This window comes from Amycolatopsis sp. NPDC003865 (assembly GCF_053605345.1).
On sequence record NZ_JBSGJA010000019.1, the window covers coordinates 48848 to 66463 of the forward strand.

Genomic DNA, 17616 nt, shown 5'->3' on the forward strand with positions numbered 1-17616 from the left:
GCTAGCCCTTCTTCGCCGGGCTGAGGAAGCCGTGGTGGGCCAGTTCGAGGGTTTCGGTGGCGACCTTGGGCGAGTCGGGCGAGAGCTGCGGCCCGCTCCACCGCACCGGGACGACGCCTTCCAGGGCCCAGCTGGCGATCACCTTGCCTTCGAGGGTGCGCGCTTCGATCGTGGCGGTCTTGCGCTCGATGCCGCTCGCGAGACTGGCGAACCACTTGGTGATCTGCGCGCTGGCCTCGGTGACGGGGCGCGAGAGCTTGATGTTCGAGTACTTGATCCGGGTCGGCAGCTGCCAGACCATGCCGTTGTTGCCGCCCTCTTCCCGCTGTTCCATGACGAATTCGCAGCCGAGGCCGTCGCAGCTGGAGAAGGCGCCGAGGTTGCCGAGGTTCTTGTCGTCCAGTTTGACGACGTAGCACACGGCAACGGCCTCTTCGGTGTCCGGCATCGGCATCTCCTTCAGTGCGGGCGATCGGTGAGCGCACCCCGGCGCTCACGGTCGAGGCGGAGTTCGGTCTTGAGGCGCCGCAGCAGCGGGTCGAAGAGTTTCTTGACGAGTTCTTCGGTTTCCGGCTGCTGGTGCTGCGGCTGCTGCGGGGCGGCGGGTGCCGGTGCCGGGTCGGGGTCGCGTTGGACGTTGTTCGTGGCCGGTGGTGGCTCGGCCGGGGCTTCGAGGGTGCGCATGACCGGGACGGCCGGGGTTTCGGCGGGCTGTGCCAGCGGGAGCGGGGCGTCTGCTGTCAGTCGCGCTACGGGAAGAGCCGGGGTCTCGATCGGTTTGGCCGGCGGCGGTGATTCCTGCGGCTGCCGTGCCAGCGGAAGTGCCGGGGCGTCGATCGGCTCGGTGGGACGGGCATCCACCTGTCGCAGTACCCGGACGACCGTGGGCTCGGCCGTCCGGACCGGAAGGAGCCTGGTCTCGTTCGCCTGGTCGGGAGGGGGCGCATCCACTGCTTGCCGGGCCACCGGGGGGCCCGCGGTCTCGCTCACCCTGGTGGGAGCGGTCGCTTCCGGCATCTGCCTGGCTACCGGAAGGTGCCCGGCCTCGGGCCGAGCCGCATCCGCCACCTGCCGGGCGACCGGCAGGACCTCGATCCCGGTCGCCGTGGTGGGACTGGCTGCTTCCAGTACCTGCCGGACTACCGGAAGACGCCCGGCGTCGGTCGCCCCCGCGGGACCGGGCCCATCCGACACCAGCCGGGCGACCGGAAGAACCCCGGTCTCGCTCGCTTCGGCCGCTTCCGGTACCTGCCTGGCCACCAGAAGGACCTCGATCTCGTTCGCCTTCCTCCCGTCGAGTGTTCGCCGGGCCACCGGAAGGAGTGCCGGCTCACCGGCCTTGGTGGGACTGGCCGGATCCAGCACCTGCCTGGCTACTGGCAGGACCCCGGACTCGCCCACCCCGGTCGGACCGACCCCGTCGGGGACCTGCCGGGGTACCGGTAGGCCGCCGGCCCCATCCACTACTTGCCGAGCCACCGGGAGGACTTCAGTCTCACCCGCCCTCGCGGGACCGGCCCCATCCGGGACCTGTTTGGCCACTGGAAGGTTCCCGGCCCCGATCGCCTTGACGGCGCCGGCTCCGTCGACCACCTGCCTCGCTACAGGCAGGAGCCGGGTCTCGGTCGTGTTGACGGGACCGGGTCCATCCACCTGCCTCGTTACGGGCAGGAGCCCGGCCTGGTTCGCCTTGACAGCACCGGTTTCGTCCACCACCTGCCTCGCCACCGGCAGGAGCCCGGCCTCGTTCTCCTTGACGGAACCGGGACCATCCACTACCTCCCTAGCCACAGGCAGGAGGCCGGCCTCGTTCGCCTTGACGGCGCCGGCTCCGTCGACCACCTGCCTCGCCACCGGCAGGAGCCCGGTCTCGGTCGCGTTGACGGGACCGAGACCGTCCACTACCTGCCTAGCCACCGGGAAGAGCCCCGCCTGGTTCGCCGTAACGGCACCGGCGCCGTCCACCAACTGCCTGGCCGCTGGAAGCCCGGTCTCGTTCGCCTTCGGGGCACCGGGCCCATCCACCACCTGCCTGGCCACCGGCAGAAGCCCGGCCTCGGCCGCACCAAGGGGGCCAGCTCCTTCCTCCACCGGCAGGAACCCGGTCTCGGCCGCCTTGGTGGGGCTCGCGCCATCCAACACCGGGCGGGTCGCCGGAAGATCCACCGTCTCACTCGCCTCGCTGGTGCGAGCCGCTTCCTCCACCGATCGCGCTACCGGGAGGGTCTGAGCCGCGACCGGCGCCTCGGGTGCCGGAGTTTCGCTCGCTGCCGGCGACCGCACTGCTCGGCTCACCGGCAGCGCCGCGGTTTCGGTCGCCGGCGACGACGGTGGCGGGGGAACACTCGTCGAGCCGCCCGGCGGACCGGGCGGCTCCGGGGCTCCGAGCGGGCGGAACGTGTTGACCGGCGCCGCTCGTGACGGCTCGGTGAGGCGTTGCACCGGCTCCGCATCCGCCGCTCCGGCCGAAGGGAGCTCGCTGCCCCGCACGATCGGCGCTCCGAGCCCGAGTCGTCGCGGGGTCGCCTGCTCCACCCGCTGGACGACCGGCAGCGCCGGTGCCGGCGCCGCGGGCACCTCGGCCGCCGGGGTGTCCACAGGGGACGGTTCCGCGATCGCCTGCACGGTCCGCACCGGCGGGACGACCGTGGCCCGAGCCGATGTCAGCGGCCGGACCACCTCGGGCGCCGCCACCGCCGGCAACACCACCGCCGGCAACACCACCACCGAGGGTGGCTCCGGCGTGAAAACCGGTTCGGGCACCGGCTCCGGCGACACCTCGCGCTGCACCGACGCGCCGCTCCACAGCCGTGACAGCCCGCTGCGCTTGCGGGTCGCCCGCTGCACCACCGGCATCGACGGCGCCGGCGTCTCGAGCGTCCGGGGGCGGGCGAGGTCGCCGATGACGCCGGCAGGCTCGTCGGCGCCGACCCGGTGTCCGAGCGGTTCGAGGTAGGCCGGGCTCTGCCACGACGTCAACGACGAGCTGAACCGCTGCACCGGGTTGACCAGCGGGTGCTCGTCCAGGACCCGCTGGATCGGCGGCACCCCGCGCCACTCCGCGCGGGTCACCGGCCCCGGGGCCGGAGTCGTCTCCTTCCGCTTCCACCACATCGCGGCGTCACCGTCCCTGGCTCATCCGGGTGTTGATCCGGGCGATCTCGGCGACGTAGGTCAACCGGTCGGGGTGTTCGAGGTCGAGGATGTCGTCGAGCGACCAGTGCAGGTGGTAGGCGACGTACGCGACTTCCTCGTGCAGCCGGCCGGCCGCGTACGTCACGATTCCCCCAGGCGGCCACCGGCGACGTCGACGACGAAGCTGTGGCCGCACTCGGGGCAGGCGACCCCCGCCCTGGTGTGGCCTTCGCTGTTGATCCGGCGGTACATGTCCTGCAGGAACGCCAGGTCCGAGGCGAACAGGTTCTCGATGACCCCGGCGTGCACGTCGGTGATGTCGCCGATCCGGGTGACGACCCGGGCCAGCAGCACCACCGTGAGGAACGCCGAGTTCTCGCGCACCCGGTCGTCGCGCAGCGGGACCAGCTCGTCCCGCGCGGTGGCCAGCCGCATCACCCCGGAGTGGTGGACCTTGCCCTCGTCGTCGACGTACCCGCGCGGGAGCTCGAACGCGAACTCCGTCCGCAGCTTCGGCCGCGGCTCCCCCGCCGGGGCTTCCTCGGCCGGAGCCGACGCCGAAGCCGGGGCCGACGCCATCACCCTGCGCATCGGCTCACTCGACTTCCATCTGCTCGTAGGTGATGACGAGCTTCTCGGTGAGCACGCTCGTGTCGCCGGCCTTCAGCGAGCCGATCTCCAGGCTCTTCGGCCAGGCGTTGGTGAGCTTGTAGCGCTTGAGCGCGGTGCCCTCGTAGTCGTAGACGATGATGGCGCCGCCCTTGCGGGCCGTCGCCATCTTGCCGAAGTGGGCGTCCTTCACCCACTTCTCGAAGCTGTTGTCCTCGGTGAGGCCGCGGGTCAGCGTGACCTCACCCGCCTTGGGGCGGCCGGGCAGCTTCTTGATGACGTACTTGCCGTCGACGGTGTTCTGCTTGAGCTCGATGACGTCCTGCTCCATCTTGAGGCCGGAGACCTCGGAGATCTGCTTGATCTGGACGCCGTCGATCTCCAGGCCGAAGGAGTGGCCCACCGCCTTGTCGAGATCGGGAAGTGCCATGGTGGAGTCCCTTCACTACTCGTTGACGAGGCTGGTGCCGCCGGACATCTGCGCCAGCCGGAAGATCACGAACTCCGCCGGTTTCACCGGGGCGATACCCACTTCGCAGATCACCTGGCCGAGGTCGATCCCCTCGGCCGGGTTGGTTTCGCGGTCGCACTTGACGAAGAAGGCCTCGTCCGGGGTGAGCCCGAACAACGCGCCCTTGCGCCACTCCATGACCAGGAACGCGCTGATCGTGCGCCGGATCCGCGCCCACAGCGCGTCGTCGTTCGGCTCGAACACGACCCACTGCGTGCCGCCGAGGATCGATTCCTCGAGGTAGTTGAACAGCCGCCGGACGTTGAGGTAGCGCCACGCCGGGTCGCTCGAGAGCGTCCGCGCGCCCCACACCCGGATCCCCTTGCCCGAGAACGACCGCACGCAGTTGACGCCGATCGGGTTGAGCAGTTCCTGCTCGGCCTTGGTCAGGTGCGTCTGCAGGGCGAGCGCGCCGCGGACGACTTCGTTGGCCGGTGCCTTGTGGACACCGCGGGTGGCGTCGGTGCGCGCCCACACACCGGCCATGTGGCCGCTCGGCGGGATGAACGTGTTGGTACCGGTGGCGGGGTCGAGCACCTGGACCCAGGGGTAGTACAGCGCGGCGTACTTCGAGTCGTAGCCCGCCGCGTCCATCCGCCAGGAGCGGATCTCCTGGGGGTTGAGGCCGGGCGGCGGGTCGATGATCGCCATCCGGTCGCCCATCAGCTCGCAGTGGGCGATCATCGCCAGCTGCACGGCCTTGACGGTGTCGAGGTCCAGCAGCTCGCGCTGGTAGGCGGCCATCAGGTCCGGCGCCGCGACCATGGTGATCTCGTCGATCGCTTCGAGACCGCCGAAGCCGGTGCGGTCGGCGACGTCGCCGACGTAGTCGCCGGCCGCGACCCGGCGCGGCACCGGTGGCTCCTGCGGCTCCGTCGGCGGCGCGGCGAGCGTCGCGGTGCCCTTCTCGGGCTTGGCGACCGCGCCGCCGGCCGCCGCCTCTTCGACGGTGACGAAGCTGGACTTCTCGCGCAACGCCGTGACGACGTTCTCCTTGGTGCGCTTGGTCGTCACGTTGTGGGTTTCGACGACCTTGCCGTCCTGCTTGACGAGCACGGTGAACCGGTCTTCGGAGGGGTTGTCGCCGGTCGGGTCGGCGACCTCGACGGTGATCTCGCCGGCCTGCTTGCCCTCCGGCAGCTCCTTGGCGACGAAGCGGTAACCGCCGAGCACGGCCTGGCGCGCGGTGAGCCGCTTCGGCGCGGAACCGTTGTCCTGGGCGCGCGATCCGCCGACGCGGACGATGTAGCAGTTGGTGCCGCCGTTGAGGAAGTAGCCGTAGACGGACTGGGCCAGGTAGCAGCCTTCGACGAAGTCGCCGAAGATCTGCGTGAACTGGCCCCAGTTGGACACCAGCGTCGGGGTGTTGAAGGGACCGTCCGCGGCGAAGCCGACGAAGGCGGCGACGGCGGTGCCCACGCCCTCGATCGGCCGTGCGCCCGCCTCGATCTCCTCGACGTACACCCCCGGCGTGAGATAGGTGGGCATGCGGGCCTCCCTGGTCGACGCACAAGTGTTGACATCGGCGATCGTGCTGCCCGCGCGTTCGCGGCGGTACGACCGCACGGATAGGCCCGCGGGAACCGATCTCTGCCCTTAAAGGCAGCTGCCCGTTCGGGCACCCCGGGCCGCCCGTCCGGCCGTTGGCAAGCCGCCGCCGCGGGCCGAGAGTGGTTCCATGCCAACGCGGCGGGACAAGGCGCCACGGGAACCGTCCGCGCAGCCCGAGCGGGCGGCCGGACCCGCGCGCCGGACGAACCCGCCCGCGTTGCTGCGGCTGCAGGCGTCCGCCGGCAACGCCGCGGTGACGGGACTGGTCGCGCTGCAACGACAGGGCTGTCCCGCTCCCCCGGTCGCCCCCGCCGGCGTCACGCCCGCCTCGGACCCGAAGTTCCGGTCGCTGAAGCAGGACATCGGCGCGCAGGCCAAGGCGGCGAAAGCACACCCGCCCGCCGGCGCGGAGGTCAAGAAGGCGCAGGACGCCGCGGTCGCGCCCGCCGACGACAAGGACGCCCAGGCCAAGGCCGCGCAGGCGGACAAGATGGCGGCGGCGAAACCGGCGGGGTTCGACAAGGCGGCCTTCGTCGCCGCGGTGAACGCCGCCATCGCCAAGCAGGCGCCGAAGAACCTCGACGAGGCCGACAAGTTCGCCTCGTCGGGCAAGGCCGACCAGGTCAAGGCCGAGGTACTGGGCAAGGTCACCAGCGGCAAGGACGCCTCGGCCAAGGACGTCACCGACCGGACGAAGGAGGCACCGGACCCCAGCCGGGCGGTCGAAAAGCCGGTCACCCCCCTGCCGCCGGCCGCGGCCCCGCCCGCGCTGGCGGCGCCGGACCCGCGCAAGGCCACCCCGGACAAGGCGCCGCCCGAGCAGACGGACCTGCGCGCCGACCAGTGCGAGACGCACGGGGCGATGGCCGCGGCGGGCGTCACCGACCAGCAGCTGGCGCAGTCCAACGAGCCGGAGTTCACCGGCGCGCTCGCGGCGAAGCAGGCGGGCGAGCAGCACACGGCGGCGGCGCCGGCGGCGGTCCGCGAGTCCGAAGCCGGGCAGCTGGCGGCGGTCACCGGCGCGGCGCAGGCGTCCGGGCAGGCCGCGTTGGCGGGCATGACGGGAGCGCGTTCGTCGTCGGCCCAGAAGGGCCAGGCGGCGAAGTCGGCCACGAAGGCGAAGGACGAGCAGGACCGGGCGCGGATCACCGGCGAGATCAAAGCCGTCTTCGACGAGACCAAGACGAAGGTCGAGGGCGTGCTGGGCGCGCTCGACGACCAGGTGGCGAAGAAGTTCGAGGCCGGCGAGGCGCAGGCCAAGGCCGCGTTCACCGCCGACCACCGGGCGCGGATGAAGCGCTACAAGGCCGAGCGCTACGACGGGGTGACCGGCGCGGCGCGCTGGGCGTACGACCTCTTCGCCGATCTGCCGGCCGAAGCGAACAACCTCTTCCTCGAGGCCAAGAAGGTCTACGAGGTCAAGATGCAGGGCGTCATCGGCGAGATCGCGGACTTCGTCGGGCAGAAGCTGGGCGAAGCGAAGCAACTGATCGCCGACGGCCGCTCGAAGGTGCGCCAGAAGGTGGAGTCGCAGCCGGCGGCGTTGCGCAAGATCGCGGGCGAGGCGGCGAAGGAGTTCGGCGGGCAGTTCGACGACCTGGAGAAGTCGGTCGACGAGAAGCAGCAGTCGCTGGTCGAAGACCTGGCGCAGAAGTACACCGAAGCCCGCACCGCCGTCGACGAGGAGATCAAGGCGCTGCAGGCGGAGAACAAGGGCCTGTGGAGCAAGGCGAAGGAGGCCGTCGGCGGCGCGATCGAGACGATCCTGCAGCTGAAGAACATGCTGCTGGGGGTGCTGTCCCGGGCCGCGAACGCGGTCGAGCTGATCATCAAGAAGCCGATCGAGTTCCTGGGCAACCTCGTCAACGCGGTGAAGACCGGGGTGCTGAACTTCGGGGCCAACATCGTCGAGCACCTCAAGAACGGCCTGAAGGGGTGGTTGCTGGGCAACCTGGCGAGCGCGGGGATCGAGATCCCGGAGGCGCTGGACGCCAGGGGGATCCTGAAGATGGTGCTGTCGATCCTGGGGTTGACCTGGGCGAGCGTCCGCGCCCGGATCCTGCGGTTCATCCCGGAACCGGTGCTGGCCAAGCTCGAGCAGACCCTCGAAGTGGTCAAGATCCTGGTCACCGAGGGCGTGCCGGGACTGTGGCGCTGGGTGGTCGAGAAGCTGGGCGATCTGAAGGAGCTGGTCCTCGGCCAGATCAAGGAGTTCGTGGTCGAGAAGATCGTCAAGGCGGGCATCACGTGGATCATTTCGCTGCTCAACCCGGCGGCGGCGTTCATCAAGGCCTGCAAGGCGATCTACGACATCGTGATGTTCTTCGTCGAGAAGGCCGCGCAGATCAAGGAGTTCGTCGATTCGGTGCTGGACTCGGTGGAGTCGATCGCCCGCGGTGGCGCGGGCGCCGTGGCGGGGCTGATCGAGCGGACTTTGGCCAAGGCGCTGCCGATGGTTTTGGGGTTCCTGGCGAGCTTGCTGGGGTTGGGCGGGATTTCGGAGAAGATCAAGTCGGTCCTGGAGAAGATCCAGGCGCCGGTGGGCAAGGTGGTCGACTCGGTCGTGGGCACGGTCGTCAAGGCGGGGAAGAAGGTCTGGTCGAAGCTCAAGCGTGGAGGTACCGCCGTCGCTGAAGGGGTGCGGGGTCTCAAGGACGCGTTCCTGAAGAAACTGAGGGCGAAGACACCCGTCAGCATGAAGGGCAATGCCCACACGATCTACCTCGACAACCGGGGTGGTCGCCCGGCCCTCATGATGGCGAGTCACCCGGACCCGCTGATCGACAAGATCGACCGCGCGCTCGGCCATGACACCGTGAAGAGCAAGCCCGCGGTCGCCGGGCAGCTCTCCACCATGCGGGGGCTGGTCGTGGCTCACGAGAGCAAGCTCAAGGACGCCTTGGCCACCAACGCCAAGGAAGAGATTCAGAAGGCGGAGCTCGAAATCTGGGACCAGCGGCGGCTCATCGCCTCCACCCTCCAGGCGGTCGGCCAGGAGATCGACCTCGACCTCCTCAAAGAGTCGACCTATGTCCTGGGCGGCGAAATCCGCTCCGAATTCCGGAAGGACGGGAAGTTCAGGCCGACGTTCTACGGCAGTTTCAACGGGGCTGCCGATGCCAAGCGGGCGAGCGAGCTGAGCCGTTTGATGAGTCTCAAGTTCAAGGACGCGGCGAAGTGGCGGAGCGATCCGGTCTACCAGATGGGCTCCTCCTACATCTGCCCGGGAAAGGACTACAACTCACCGCACCTGGTCCCGGGTATCGGGAAGACCGCGATCAACCTCGACCACAAAGACCCGAGCGTCATCGGGCACTGGAACAGCACCGGTCGCAAGTCGACCCAGGAAGCTCGCAACACCTTCTTCAACAAGCTCGACAACCTCTACGGCATGTGCGGAACGTGCAACAAGTCCAACGGCGCGGCCGAAAGCGGCAGCGGGATCTGGATCGTCGAACCGGGGTTCAAAGGCCCGGACGGAACCTAGCGCTAAGCCGCGGCGGCGCTACGAAACCTCTTCTTCGGTATCTTCTTCGCGCTGCACGTAGGTCTGCGCCATCTTCTCTTCGGCGCCTTCTTCGGCCTCAGGAGCTTCCTCGCGCTGCACAGCCGCCGAGTCGTCCGGTGAGTGGCCGCCGTCCTCGCAGCGCTGCACCGCGGGGGCGGGCGCAGGCGCCGCCATCAGCCGGTCCGCGTTGGCCACCGCCTCGCGCTCGAACCGGTCCGAAGGATCCGACACCTTCACCCCGCCGCCGGCGTCGGTCCCGTCCACCGGGCCGCTGCGCTGCTGCACGACATGCGTCAGCTCGTGCGCCAGCATGTGCCGGCCGCCCGCCGAAGACGGGTCGTACTTGTCGCGCTGGAACACGATGTTCGACCCCACCGTGTAGGCCTGGGCGTTGACCGACTTCGCCGACTCGTGTGCCGCGCCGTCGGTGTGCACCCGGACGTCGGAGAAGTCCTGCCCGAACCGGGACTCCATGTCCGTGCGCGTCGCGGCGTCCAGCGCCGAGCCGCCGCCGGAGGAGACGACGTCGTGGACCGGCGACCGCTCTTCCTCCACCAGTGCGGCAGTCCCCGCGTTGCCCACCGCGCGCTGCAGGCCCAGCAGGCCCGCCGGGCCGAGGACGTCGGTGCGGCCGGCCGCCGCGGCGCGGCCCAGTACGTCGCCGTCGTCGCGCTCGACCCGGTCGCCGCGCGGGCGCAGGCTCGGTTCGACGTCGTTCTCGTGGCTGTGCCCGCGCATGTCCGCTCCCTCCGACGCCCGTTCAGCTTGCCGTGGCGACGACCGCGGCACCAGATTGGCGTGCGCGGCCGCGCGGGCAGGGAAAGCTGCCCGAACGGGCAGTTCAGCCGTCCGTCACCAGTGCCAGGTACGGCCCGAACTCCCGGTCGAGGCACAGCCGGCCCAGCTTGCGGTACTCCCGCGCCACCGCGCCGACCAGGTCGCCCATCGCCACCGGGCGGCCCGCCTCGGCCGCCAGGTACGCCCCCGTCACCGCCGCCGAACGGATGTGCCCGCCCGCCAGCTCGAACGCCCCCGCCAGGAACTCCAGGTCCAGGTCCGGGTCGCGCGGCAGGCGGGTGCCGAGGCAGCGGTCCCACAGCCGGTGCCGCAGCTCGACGTCGGGCAGCGGGAAGTCCACGATCACGTCGAGCCGCCGGGTGAACGCCTCGTCGAGGTTGGCCCGCAGGTTCGTCGCCAGCACCGCGATGCCGTCGAACGTCTCCATCCGCTGCAGCAGGTAGGCGCTTTCGATGTTGGCGTACCGGTCGTGCGCGTCGCGGACCTCCGACCGCTTGCCGAAGATCGCGTCCGCCTCGTCGAACAGCAGCACGGCGTTGACCCCGGAGGCCTCGGTGAAGATCCGCTCCAGGTTCTTCTCCGTCTCCCCGACGTACTTGTCGACCACCGTCGCCAGGTTCACCGTGTAGAGGTCCAGGCCGAGCGACGCGGCGACGACCTCCGCGGACATCGTCTTGCCGGTCCCCGAGTCGCCCGCGAACAGCCCCGTCACGCCCCGGCCGCGCCCGCCGCCGGGCCGCATCCGCCACTCGTCGAGCACCTGGTCGCGGTAGCGCGCCCGCGCGGCCAGCTCGTCCAGCAGCGACAGGACACCCGCCGGCAGCACCAGGTCGGACCAGCCGACCGCCGGTTCGATCCGCCGCGCGAGCCGCTGCAGGCCGGCGGCGTTCTGGCTGCGCGCGCCCGCGCGCAGGTGCGCGGTCCGCACCAGCCCGCCGTCGGCCAGCGCGGTCACCGACGCGGCTTTCGCCGCGCGGGCGATCTGGCCCGGCCCCAGCACGAAGTGCGCGGTCGCCTCACCGGGGTCGATGTCGGGGGCGAGCCGGCCTTCGAGGCTGCTGCGCCAGAGTTCCGCGCGCCGGGCGGCGGGCAGGGGCGCGGCGTCGAGCTGCAACGGCGCGGTCGCGCTCCACCGCGGGTCCCACGCGCCGGTGCCGTGCACCACGAGCGGGATCGACGGGTGGGCCAGGTCTTCCAGCCGCGGGTCCTCCACCGGGCCGAGCACGATCCCGGCGCCGCGCAGCAACGCCTCCCGCCGCAGCGACGCGGTCAGCCCGGGCTCGGCCTGCCAGCGCGCCGCGTCCACCACCAGCGCCGGGAACCCGGCCGCGGCCAGCGCGCCGACGCCGAGCTCTGCCGCGCCGCCACCGGGGTGTTCCTTGAGGTGGACCAGCTCGACCCGGTCGCGGATCGCGCGGGCGAGCCGGTCGCGGCCCGGCACTTCGACGAGCTCGGTGCCCAGGTGCGCGCAGCCGGCGAGCTCGGGCGCGAGCCGGTCGTCGCCGAGCAGGTGGTTCACCACGCGGTCGGGGACGCGCAACGTGCGCGAGAGGAACGGCCGGTCGTCGTCGCCCACGGTGAGCAGGCCGCAGGTGAGCAGCGGGGAGTCGGCGTCGAGCCGGGCGCGGCCGGCTGCCGAGGCCTCGGGGATCCCGCACAGGCGCAGCGCCAGGCCGGCGGTCGCGCGACGGCGGGTGACGTCGTCGTTGAGGTAGCCGTAGAACTGCTCGAACCGGCTGTCCAGATCGGGGGCCAGCGCGACCAGCAGCAGTTCGACGTCGACGCCGGTCAGGCCCGCGCGGTCGGCGAGCGGGCGCAGCCTGCCGGCCGGCACGGAATCGGCGAACGGCGTGAACGGTTCCCGGTGGCTTTCCAGCAGCGCGTCGATGGCCTCGTGCGAGAGGTACAGGCCGCGGAACGGGTCGTCGGGGTTCGCGTCGGCCGCGCGCCGGCTGTCCACCGCGTCGCGGATGCGCTGTTCGAGCCGGGCCACCCGCTCGAACAGGTACCCCTGGCTCACCGGGACTTCCGGTGGTCCCGCGCCATCGCGACGCGGCGCTGCCCGTCGACCGCGCCGGCGTCGGACACGTGGTGCCCGACGCGGTCGCCGCCGGTGTCGAGCTTGAGGCCTTCCTTCGCCGGCGGCCCGGCGGGATAGACCCGTCCACTGTGGATCGGCGCCGACACGACGACGTCCAGCGACGGTTTGAGTTCGCCGCCGAGGGCGGTCCAGACGTCGGCGAAGGCGCGGTCCTCCGGCGGCGGCAGCGCGACGGTCATCGGCACCGGCAGCCCCATCTCGGCCAGCGAGCCCGACAGCACCTCGGCCGGCACGGCTTCGTGGCGCAGCAGGCCGAGCAGCAGGTCCGACAGCACGCGGTGCTCGTCCTCCGGGCGCTGGGTCCACGCGGTGACCAGGTAGGACAGCTTGACGTGCTTGGGCGGCAGGTGCCGCGCCGCGATCTGGCCGCGCTGGTCGTATTCGCTGAGCAGCCCGCGCGAGCGTCGGCGCATGTCCTCGCGCACGTCGTAGAGGTAGATGTTGACGGTGGGGGCGTTGCGCCGGGCCGCCCAGTCCTTGGTGGGCGCCTCGAAGGCGATGTCGACCTCGCTGCCGCGCAGCGCTTCGTCCTTCACCAGCCGCCGCAGCGCCTCGTCGACCTCGTGGATCACCGGCGGACCTCCTCGGGCTGGCGGTTCTCCCACGATGAGCGCTGCGCGGCCGGCCGGACAGCCGCGCAGCGGCAGACCTTCGGGTACGCCGGGCTGCCCGTATGGGCAAGCCGGCTCAGCCGACCGGCAGCCAGGCGGCGACGTCGGCGAGGGCGTCCAGCGTCTCGCGGTCGACGTGGCCGGTCGCGGTGTCCGCCTCGGCGACGACCATGGCCGTACCGTCGCGGCGCGGCTCGTAGTGCAGCCCGGTCATCCGCACCCCGGCGAGGCCGAGGACGGCCGCGATCTCCAGGGGACGCACGTCGCCGCTGCCCTGGACCGCCTCGACCTCCTCGAACGCGGTCGCCTGGTTCGCGGTCCGGAAGCCGACCCGCACGACCGAGATCACCGCGGCGTTGCCGTGCCCGTCGCCGACCGCCAGCAGCATCCGGTCCAGCGACGTGCACGGCGTCCTGAGCAGGAAGTCGCGCACCCGCCCGGTCGCGGCCGCGGCGCAGTCGCCTTCCCGCTTGGCCGCGCGCTTGAGCTCCTTGACCTTCAGGCGCCGCCAGGCTTCGCTCGCCCTGCCGTGCTTGGCCGACTCGCGTGCTTCTGCACGGCGGGTCTTCATCAAGCGGCCCGGCAGCGCGTCGACGACGTCGCCGGCGGTGTTGCCGGCCAGCGCCTCCCCCGCCGCCCCGCTGCCGCCCGCCGCGCCGCCGAACGCGCCGGCCCCGCCCGCGGCGATCGTCAACCCGACCGCCGCCGCGACCACGACACCCGTCCCCTTGTCGCGGATGTAGATCTTCTTGCCGTCCTTGGTGATCCACCGCCCCACGCGCCCATCTTCGAGGTGATCTCCCCGGCCCGGACCCGGTGGCCGGGAACTGACCGGGAACTGTCACGTCCCGCACTCGCTTTCGCCCGTGACGGGTGAGCTCCGGAACTCGGCGGACTGTCACCGTGGGACGGCCGACCGCCTGCCTCCGGAGGGTGCCGCATGGTGCGAGTCTCGCTCACCGAGTTCCCGGTGCACCGCTTCCGCCCCCTCCGCCGGTCCGGCCGCCGGCGGGCTCCCGCCGATCGGGAGACCAAAACCGCCCGGCACTCTCTGCGCGGCCTCGCCGGGCGGTTCGCCGGCCACGGGACCGTGCCCCCGGTCCCGTGGCCCCCGCCGGACGCGCGGGGCTTCGGCGAACCGCTGCCGCGGGCGCTGGTGGTGCTGCTGGGCGCGGCGACCGCGGTGGTCGTGCTGGCCGGGCTGCGCGCCGTCGCCTGGCTGGCCGGGCCGGTGTTCCTCGCCCTGGTCATCGTGATCACCCTCGACCCGGTGCGGAGCTGGTTGCGCCGCAAGGGATGCCCGCGCTGGCTGACGGTCACCGTGCTCGTGGTCTGCGTCTACACCGCGCTGCTCGGGCTGTTCCTGGTGGTGGTCGTGTCCCTGGCGCAGCTGTCGGCCCTGCTCCCCCGCTACGCCGGCCGGCTGGACGACCTCCTGCGCGACGGCATGGCGCTGCTCGGCCGCGTCGGCGTCGGGGCGCCGCAGATCCGGGAGATGCTGTCCTCCGTGGACGCCGGGAAGCTGGTGGGGCTGGCCGGTTCGCTGCTGGCCGGCGTCGGCGGCCTGGTCACGAACCTGGTCTTCCTGCTGGCCTTGCTGCTGTTCCTCGGCACCGAGTCGGCGTGGGCCGACGACCGGCTCAACCGCATCGGCCACGACCGGCCGTGGATCAGCGGCGCGCTGCGGCGGTTCGCGGCCGGGACGCGGACCTACCTGCTCGTGACGACGGTGTTCGGTGGGCTGGTGGCCGCATTGGACACCGCCGCGCTCGCCGTGCTCGGCATCCCGGGTGCGGTGCTGTGGGGCCTGCTGGCGTTCGTCACCAACTACGTGCCCAACGTCGGCTTCGTGATCGGGGTGGCCCCGCCGGCGCTCATCGCGCTGCTGGACGGCGGCTGGCGTGCCCTGCTCGTGGTGCTGGCCGTCTACGCGGTGCTGAACTTCGTCGTGCAGTCGCTCATCCAGCCCCGGTTCGTCGCGGGCTCGGTCGGGCTGTCCACTGTGGTCACCGTGCTGGCGCTGGTGTTCTGGACCTGGCTGCTGGGCCCGCTCGGCGCGGTCCTGGCGGTGCCGGCGACGCTGCTGGCCAAGGCGCTGCTCGTCGACGTCGACCCGCGGGCGCGGTGGGCCGAGGCGCTGCTGTCGGCGCCCGGCCGGGACGGGCCCCTCACGTGAGGCCGTGCTGGCGGGCGACCACGACGGCCGAGCGCCGGTTGTTCACCCCGAGCTTGCCGTAGATGGCGCGGACGTGGGTCTTGACCGTGTTGACCGAGACGGTCAGGTCCGAGGCGATCTCGTCGAGCGACCGCTGCGACGGCAGCCGCCGCAGCACCACCTGCTCGCGGTCGGTCAGCTCGCTGGGCGGGGCGTGCGGGACGAGCCGGCCGCGGACGGACTGCGCGAACCGGTCGAGGGACCCGAAGCCGCCCGAGTGGTCGATCAGCAGGTGCCCGACCCGCGCTTCGGCCTGGCCGAACGGGCGCACCAGGCCGTTGGGCCGGGCGAGGGTGAGCGCGCGGTCCAACGCGTGCAGGGCTTTGGTGCGCCGCAGCGACCGCAGCGCGACGGCCGTCTCGGCCAGGCAGGTGTCGACCGGCGTGGCCGGCAGCAGCACGGGCGCGGCCGCGGCGTCACGCAGGATGACCTCGGCCGGTTCCGGATCGCCGGCGGCGAGCAGGGCCCGGGCTTGCAGCAGCGCCAGTTCGGCGGTGCCGGGCAGCCGTTCGTGGGCCCACGCCAGGACTTCCGCCGCGTGCAGCGCTTCACCGGCGGCGAGGGCCGCGTGGTGTTCGGCGACCGCGCACACGCCGGTGATTTCGGGGGGCAGCTCGAGCGCGGCGAGCCGGTGCCGGGCCGCCCGCATCGCCTGCGAGCCCGCGACCCCGTCACCCTGGTCGACGCGCACCATGCCCTCGAGGAAACAGCGCAGCGGCCCGAGCACGGGCGCGGACCCGGGTGCTTCGGCCCGCGCGGCCTGGGCCAGTTCGCGGGCGGCGGCCACCGGTTCGGCGCGCATGAGGTCGTCGTAGGCCAGCATCAGGTGGCACTCGGCGACGCCCGGCGAGCGGCGCCAGCCGTGCCGGCGCGCGACGGCGAGCGCTCCGGTGCAGGCGCGCCGCATCGCGGCGTGGTCGCCGTTCACCGCGTTCGCGACGGCGAGGGCGAGCCTGCTGTGCAGGACGAGGTGGTCGAGGTGCTCGCCTTGGGCCAGGCGAAGCGCTTCCGCGGCCCGGGTCACGGTGTGGCGCCGGGCGCCGCGGTGCAGGCTTTGCCAGGCCAGGTCGAGCTTTTCCCACGCGTCGAGTTCGGGCGGGCGCGCCGCGGGTGCCGGGGCGGGCCCGGGTGGCCGCCGCCCGCTCACGACGGCGAGGTGGCGCACGGCCAGCGACCGCAGGTCCCCGTCGCCGCGGGGGTCGCCGAGATCGGCGGCGGCCGCGGCGAGTTCGCCGCGCTGGACGTGCTCCAGCGCCGAAGCCAGCCGCAGCCGCGGGCTCGCGGCCACGTCGCCGGGGCCGAGGTAGGTGAGGGCGGCGCGGACGGAATCGCCGTCGCCGGCCAGTGCCTGGCGGACGGCGTGGTCGCGGGCCATCGACAGGACGCGCTGGCGGTCGTGGCCGGCGACGGCGTGGGAGAGCGCGTCGCCGAAGCGGCCCTCGGCGGCGTACCAGCGCGCGGCGATGCCGTGCAGGCGCCGGACGCGCGCCGGGCACCGCCGGGCCAGCTCGGCCCGCAGGAACCCGCGCAGCAGTGGCGGGAGGCGGTAGGTGTCGGCGGGTGTGCGCACCACCAGGCCGGTCGCGCGGTCGAGCTCGTCCAGCGTCACGCCGGCGTCCGCGCGCCCGCACAGCCGGGTCGCGAGGGTGGCGCTCACCGCGTCGCAGACGCTGATGCACAGCAGCAGGTCCGAAGTGGTCTCCGGGAGCCGGGAAAGGACTTCGTCGGCGAAGAACCGCGCCACGGCCCGTTCGTCGCCGCCGACGGACGCGACGAGCCCCTCGGCGTCTTCGGCGTCGCGGACCGACACCGCGGCCCAGCCGAGCGCGGCGGCCCAGCCTGCCGTGCGGTCGGTGAGTTCCCGGACGCGTTCGTCGCTCACCACGGCCCCGGTGGCCTTCAGCAGGGCCGCCGTTTCCCGGGCGCCGAACCGGAGATCGGCCGCGCCCACCCGCGACAGCCTGCCTTCGACGTGCAGGCGGGCCAGCCGCAGCCGGGGCTCGACCCGGCCCGCGAGCACCAGGCGCAGCATGGGCGGCTGGTGGCGGGCCAGCGCCGCGAGGCCGTCGAGCGGCTCGGGGCGGGAGAGTTCCTGGAAGTCGTCCAGCACCAGGCGCACGGGTTCGCGCAGGGCGCCGAACGCCTCGACGAGGTCGGCGAGGAACTCGGTGCGCTGCCCCGGCGGCGGCGGGGCGAGGCGGTGCAGTGGACTGTCCGGCGGTACCGCGGGACAGTCGCGCAGCGCGCGCAGGACCGCCGCCCAGAGCCGGCTTTCGTCGTTGTCGTCGCGGTCGAGCGACACCCAGGCCACGGCCGGGCCGGCGACGGCCCAGCCGGCCAGCGCGGTGGTCTTGCCGGACCCGGCCGGGGCCCGGACCACGGTGACCGGCCGGGTCGTGGCCCGGTCGAACAGTTCGCCGAGCCGGGGCCGGGGGACGAAGATGCCCGGCACCCGCGGTACCGCCACCTTGGCGCCGGGGATCCGCCATGACCGCGACGTCGTTGGAGCAGGCAAAGTCAAACCTCTCGGGCTGTCGGAGGAGATCGGCCGGGCGGGGGGCACGACTGTACTGATCA

13 protein-coding genes are annotated in these 17616 nt (G+C 72.4%); 2 read left to right on the forward strand and 11 right to left on the reverse strand.

Annotated elements, in window-relative coordinates:
* Position 1: 1 nt before the first annotated feature.
* The 6 genes from ACWEVP_RS35935 to ACWEVP_RS35960 are packed head-to-tail and all read right to left on the reverse strand — an operon-like array spanning position 2 to position 5743.
* On the reverse strand, positions 2–448 hold the full coding sequence (locus tag ACWEVP_RS35935; RefSeq protein WP_086680386.1) for a phage tail protein: 447 nt from the start codon (positions 446–448) through the stop codon (positions 2–4).
* Between the two features lie 11 nt (positions 449–459).
* A complete protein-coding gene (locus tag ACWEVP_RS35940; RefSeq protein WP_452067034.1) occupies positions 460–3114 on the reverse strand; it encodes a hypothetical protein in 2655 nt (884 codons plus the stop codon).
* Positions 3115–3121: 7 nt separating this feature from the next.
* Positions 3122–3280, reverse strand: coding sequence for a DUF6760 family protein (locus ACWEVP_RS35945; RefSeq protein ID WP_086682608.1), 159 nt, complete (start codon positions 3278–3280; stop codon positions 3122–3124).
* Positions 3277–3726: a hypothetical protein gene (locus ACWEVP_RS35950; RefSeq protein ID WP_452067035.1), complete on the reverse strand. Its 450-nt coding sequence runs from the start codon at positions 3724–3726 to the stop codon at positions 3277–3279. The genes ACWEVP_RS35945 and ACWEVP_RS35950 overlap by 4 nt, the downstream gene beginning before the upstream one ends.
* Before the next feature lie 4 nt (positions 3727–3730).
* Positions 3731–4174 (reverse strand): phage tail protein, encoded by a 444-nt coding sequence (locus ACWEVP_RS35955; RefSeq protein WP_091311556.1) that lies wholly within the window; start codon positions 4172–4174, stop codon positions 3731–3733.
* A 15-nt stretch (positions 4175–4189) separates the two neighbouring features.
* On the reverse strand, positions 4190–5743 hold the full coding sequence (locus tag ACWEVP_RS35960; RefSeq protein ID WP_452067036.1) for a phage tail sheath family protein: 1554 nt from the start codon (positions 5741–5743) through the stop codon (positions 4190–4192).
* Between the two features lie 190 nt (positions 5744–5933).
* Here ACWEVP_RS35960 and ACWEVP_RS35965 point away from each other — a divergent pair, with 190 nt between their 5' ends.
* Positions 5934–9293 (forward strand): phage tail protein, encoded by a 3360-nt coding sequence (locus tag ACWEVP_RS35965; RefSeq protein ID WP_452067037.1) that lies wholly within the window; start codon positions 5934–5936, stop codon positions 9291–9293.
* An 18-nt stretch (positions 9294–9311) separates the two neighbouring features.
* Here the strand turns inward: ACWEVP_RS35965 and ACWEVP_RS35970 are convergent, their stop codons facing one another.
* The 4 genes from ACWEVP_RS35970 to ACWEVP_RS35985 all read right to left on the reverse strand — a co-directional run bounded on the left by ACWEVP_RS35970 (position 9312) and on the right by ACWEVP_RS35985 (position 13602).
* Positions 9312–10052 carry an eCIS core domain-containing protein gene (locus tag ACWEVP_RS35970; RefSeq protein WP_452067038.1) on the reverse strand — a complete coding sequence of 247 codons (741 nt, stop codon included), beginning with the start codon at positions 10050–10052 and terminating at the stop codon, positions 9312–9314.
* Positions 10053–10155: 103 nt separating this feature from the next.
* A complete protein-coding gene (locus ACWEVP_RS35975; RefSeq protein ID WP_452067039.1) occupies positions 10156–12132 on the reverse strand; it encodes an ATP-binding protein in 1977 nt (658 codons plus the stop codon).
* Positions 12129–12785: a DUF4255 domain-containing protein gene (locus ACWEVP_RS35980; RefSeq protein ID WP_452067040.1), complete on the reverse strand. Its 657-nt coding sequence runs from the start codon at positions 12783–12785 to the stop codon at positions 12129–12131. Before ACWEVP_RS35980 ends, ACWEVP_RS35975 begins: the two co-directional genes overlap by 4 nt.
* Positions 12786–12900: 115 nt before the next feature.
* Positions 12901–13602 (reverse strand): hypothetical protein, encoded by a 702-nt coding sequence (locus tag ACWEVP_RS35985; RefSeq protein WP_452067041.1) that lies wholly within the window; start codon positions 13600–13602, stop codon positions 12901–12903.
* Between the two features lie 162 nt (positions 13603–13764).
* On the opposite strand from ACWEVP_RS35985, the gene ACWEVP_RS35990 reads away from it, so the two are divergent.
* Positions 13765–15000 carry an AI-2E family transporter gene (locus ACWEVP_RS35990; protein WP_452067042.1) on the forward strand — a complete coding sequence of 412 codons (1236 nt, stop codon included), beginning with the start codon at positions 13765–13767 and terminating at the stop codon, positions 14998–15000.
* On the opposite strand, the gene ACWEVP_RS35995 is transcribed toward ACWEVP_RS35990, so the two are convergent.
* Positions 14993–17554, reverse strand: coding sequence for a LuxR C-terminal-related transcriptional regulator (locus tag ACWEVP_RS35995; protein ID WP_452067043.1), 2562 nt, complete (start codon positions 17552–17554; stop codon positions 14993–14995). The genes ACWEVP_RS35990 and ACWEVP_RS35995 overlap by 8 nt on opposite strands.
* Between the last annotated feature and the right edge of the window lie 62 nt (positions 17555–17616).

What these genes read in the sequence shown, in the direction of transcription:
- ACWEVP_RS35935 (WP_086680386.1), bottom strand. Translation starts at nt 448, where the DNA reads ATGCCGGACACCGAAGAGGCCGTTGCCGTGTGCTACGTCGTCAAACTG.
- ACWEVP_RS35940 (WP_452067034.1), bottom strand. Translation starts at nt 3,114, where the DNA reads ATGTGGTGGAAGCGGAAGGAGACGACTCCGGCCCCGGGGCCGGTGACC.
- ACWEVP_RS35950 (WP_452067035.1), bottom strand. Translation starts at nt 3,726, where the DNA reads ATGCGCAGGGTGATGGCGTCGGCCCCGGCTTCGGCGTCGGCTCCGGCC.
- ACWEVP_RS35955 (WP_091311556.1), bottom strand. Translation starts at nt 4,174, where the DNA reads ATGGCACTTCCCGATCTCGACAAGGCGGTGGGCCACTCCTTCGGCCTG.
- ACWEVP_RS35960 (WP_452067036.1), bottom strand. Translation starts at nt 5,743, where the DNA reads ATGCCCACCTATCTCACGCCGGGGGTGTACGTCGAGGAGATCGAGGCG.
- ACWEVP_RS35965 (WP_452067037.1), top strand. Translation starts at nt 5,934, where the DNA reads ATGCCAACGCGGCGGGACAAGGCGCCACGGGAACCGTCCGCGCAGCCC.
- ACWEVP_RS35970 (WP_452067038.1), bottom strand. Translation starts at nt 10,052, where the DNA reads ATGCGCGGGCACAGCCACGAGAACGACGTCGAACCGAGCCTGCGCCCG.
- ACWEVP_RS35990 (WP_452067042.1), top strand. Translation starts at nt 13,765, where the DNA reads ATGGTGCGAGTCTCGCTCACCGAGTTCCCGGTGCACCGCTTCCGCCCC.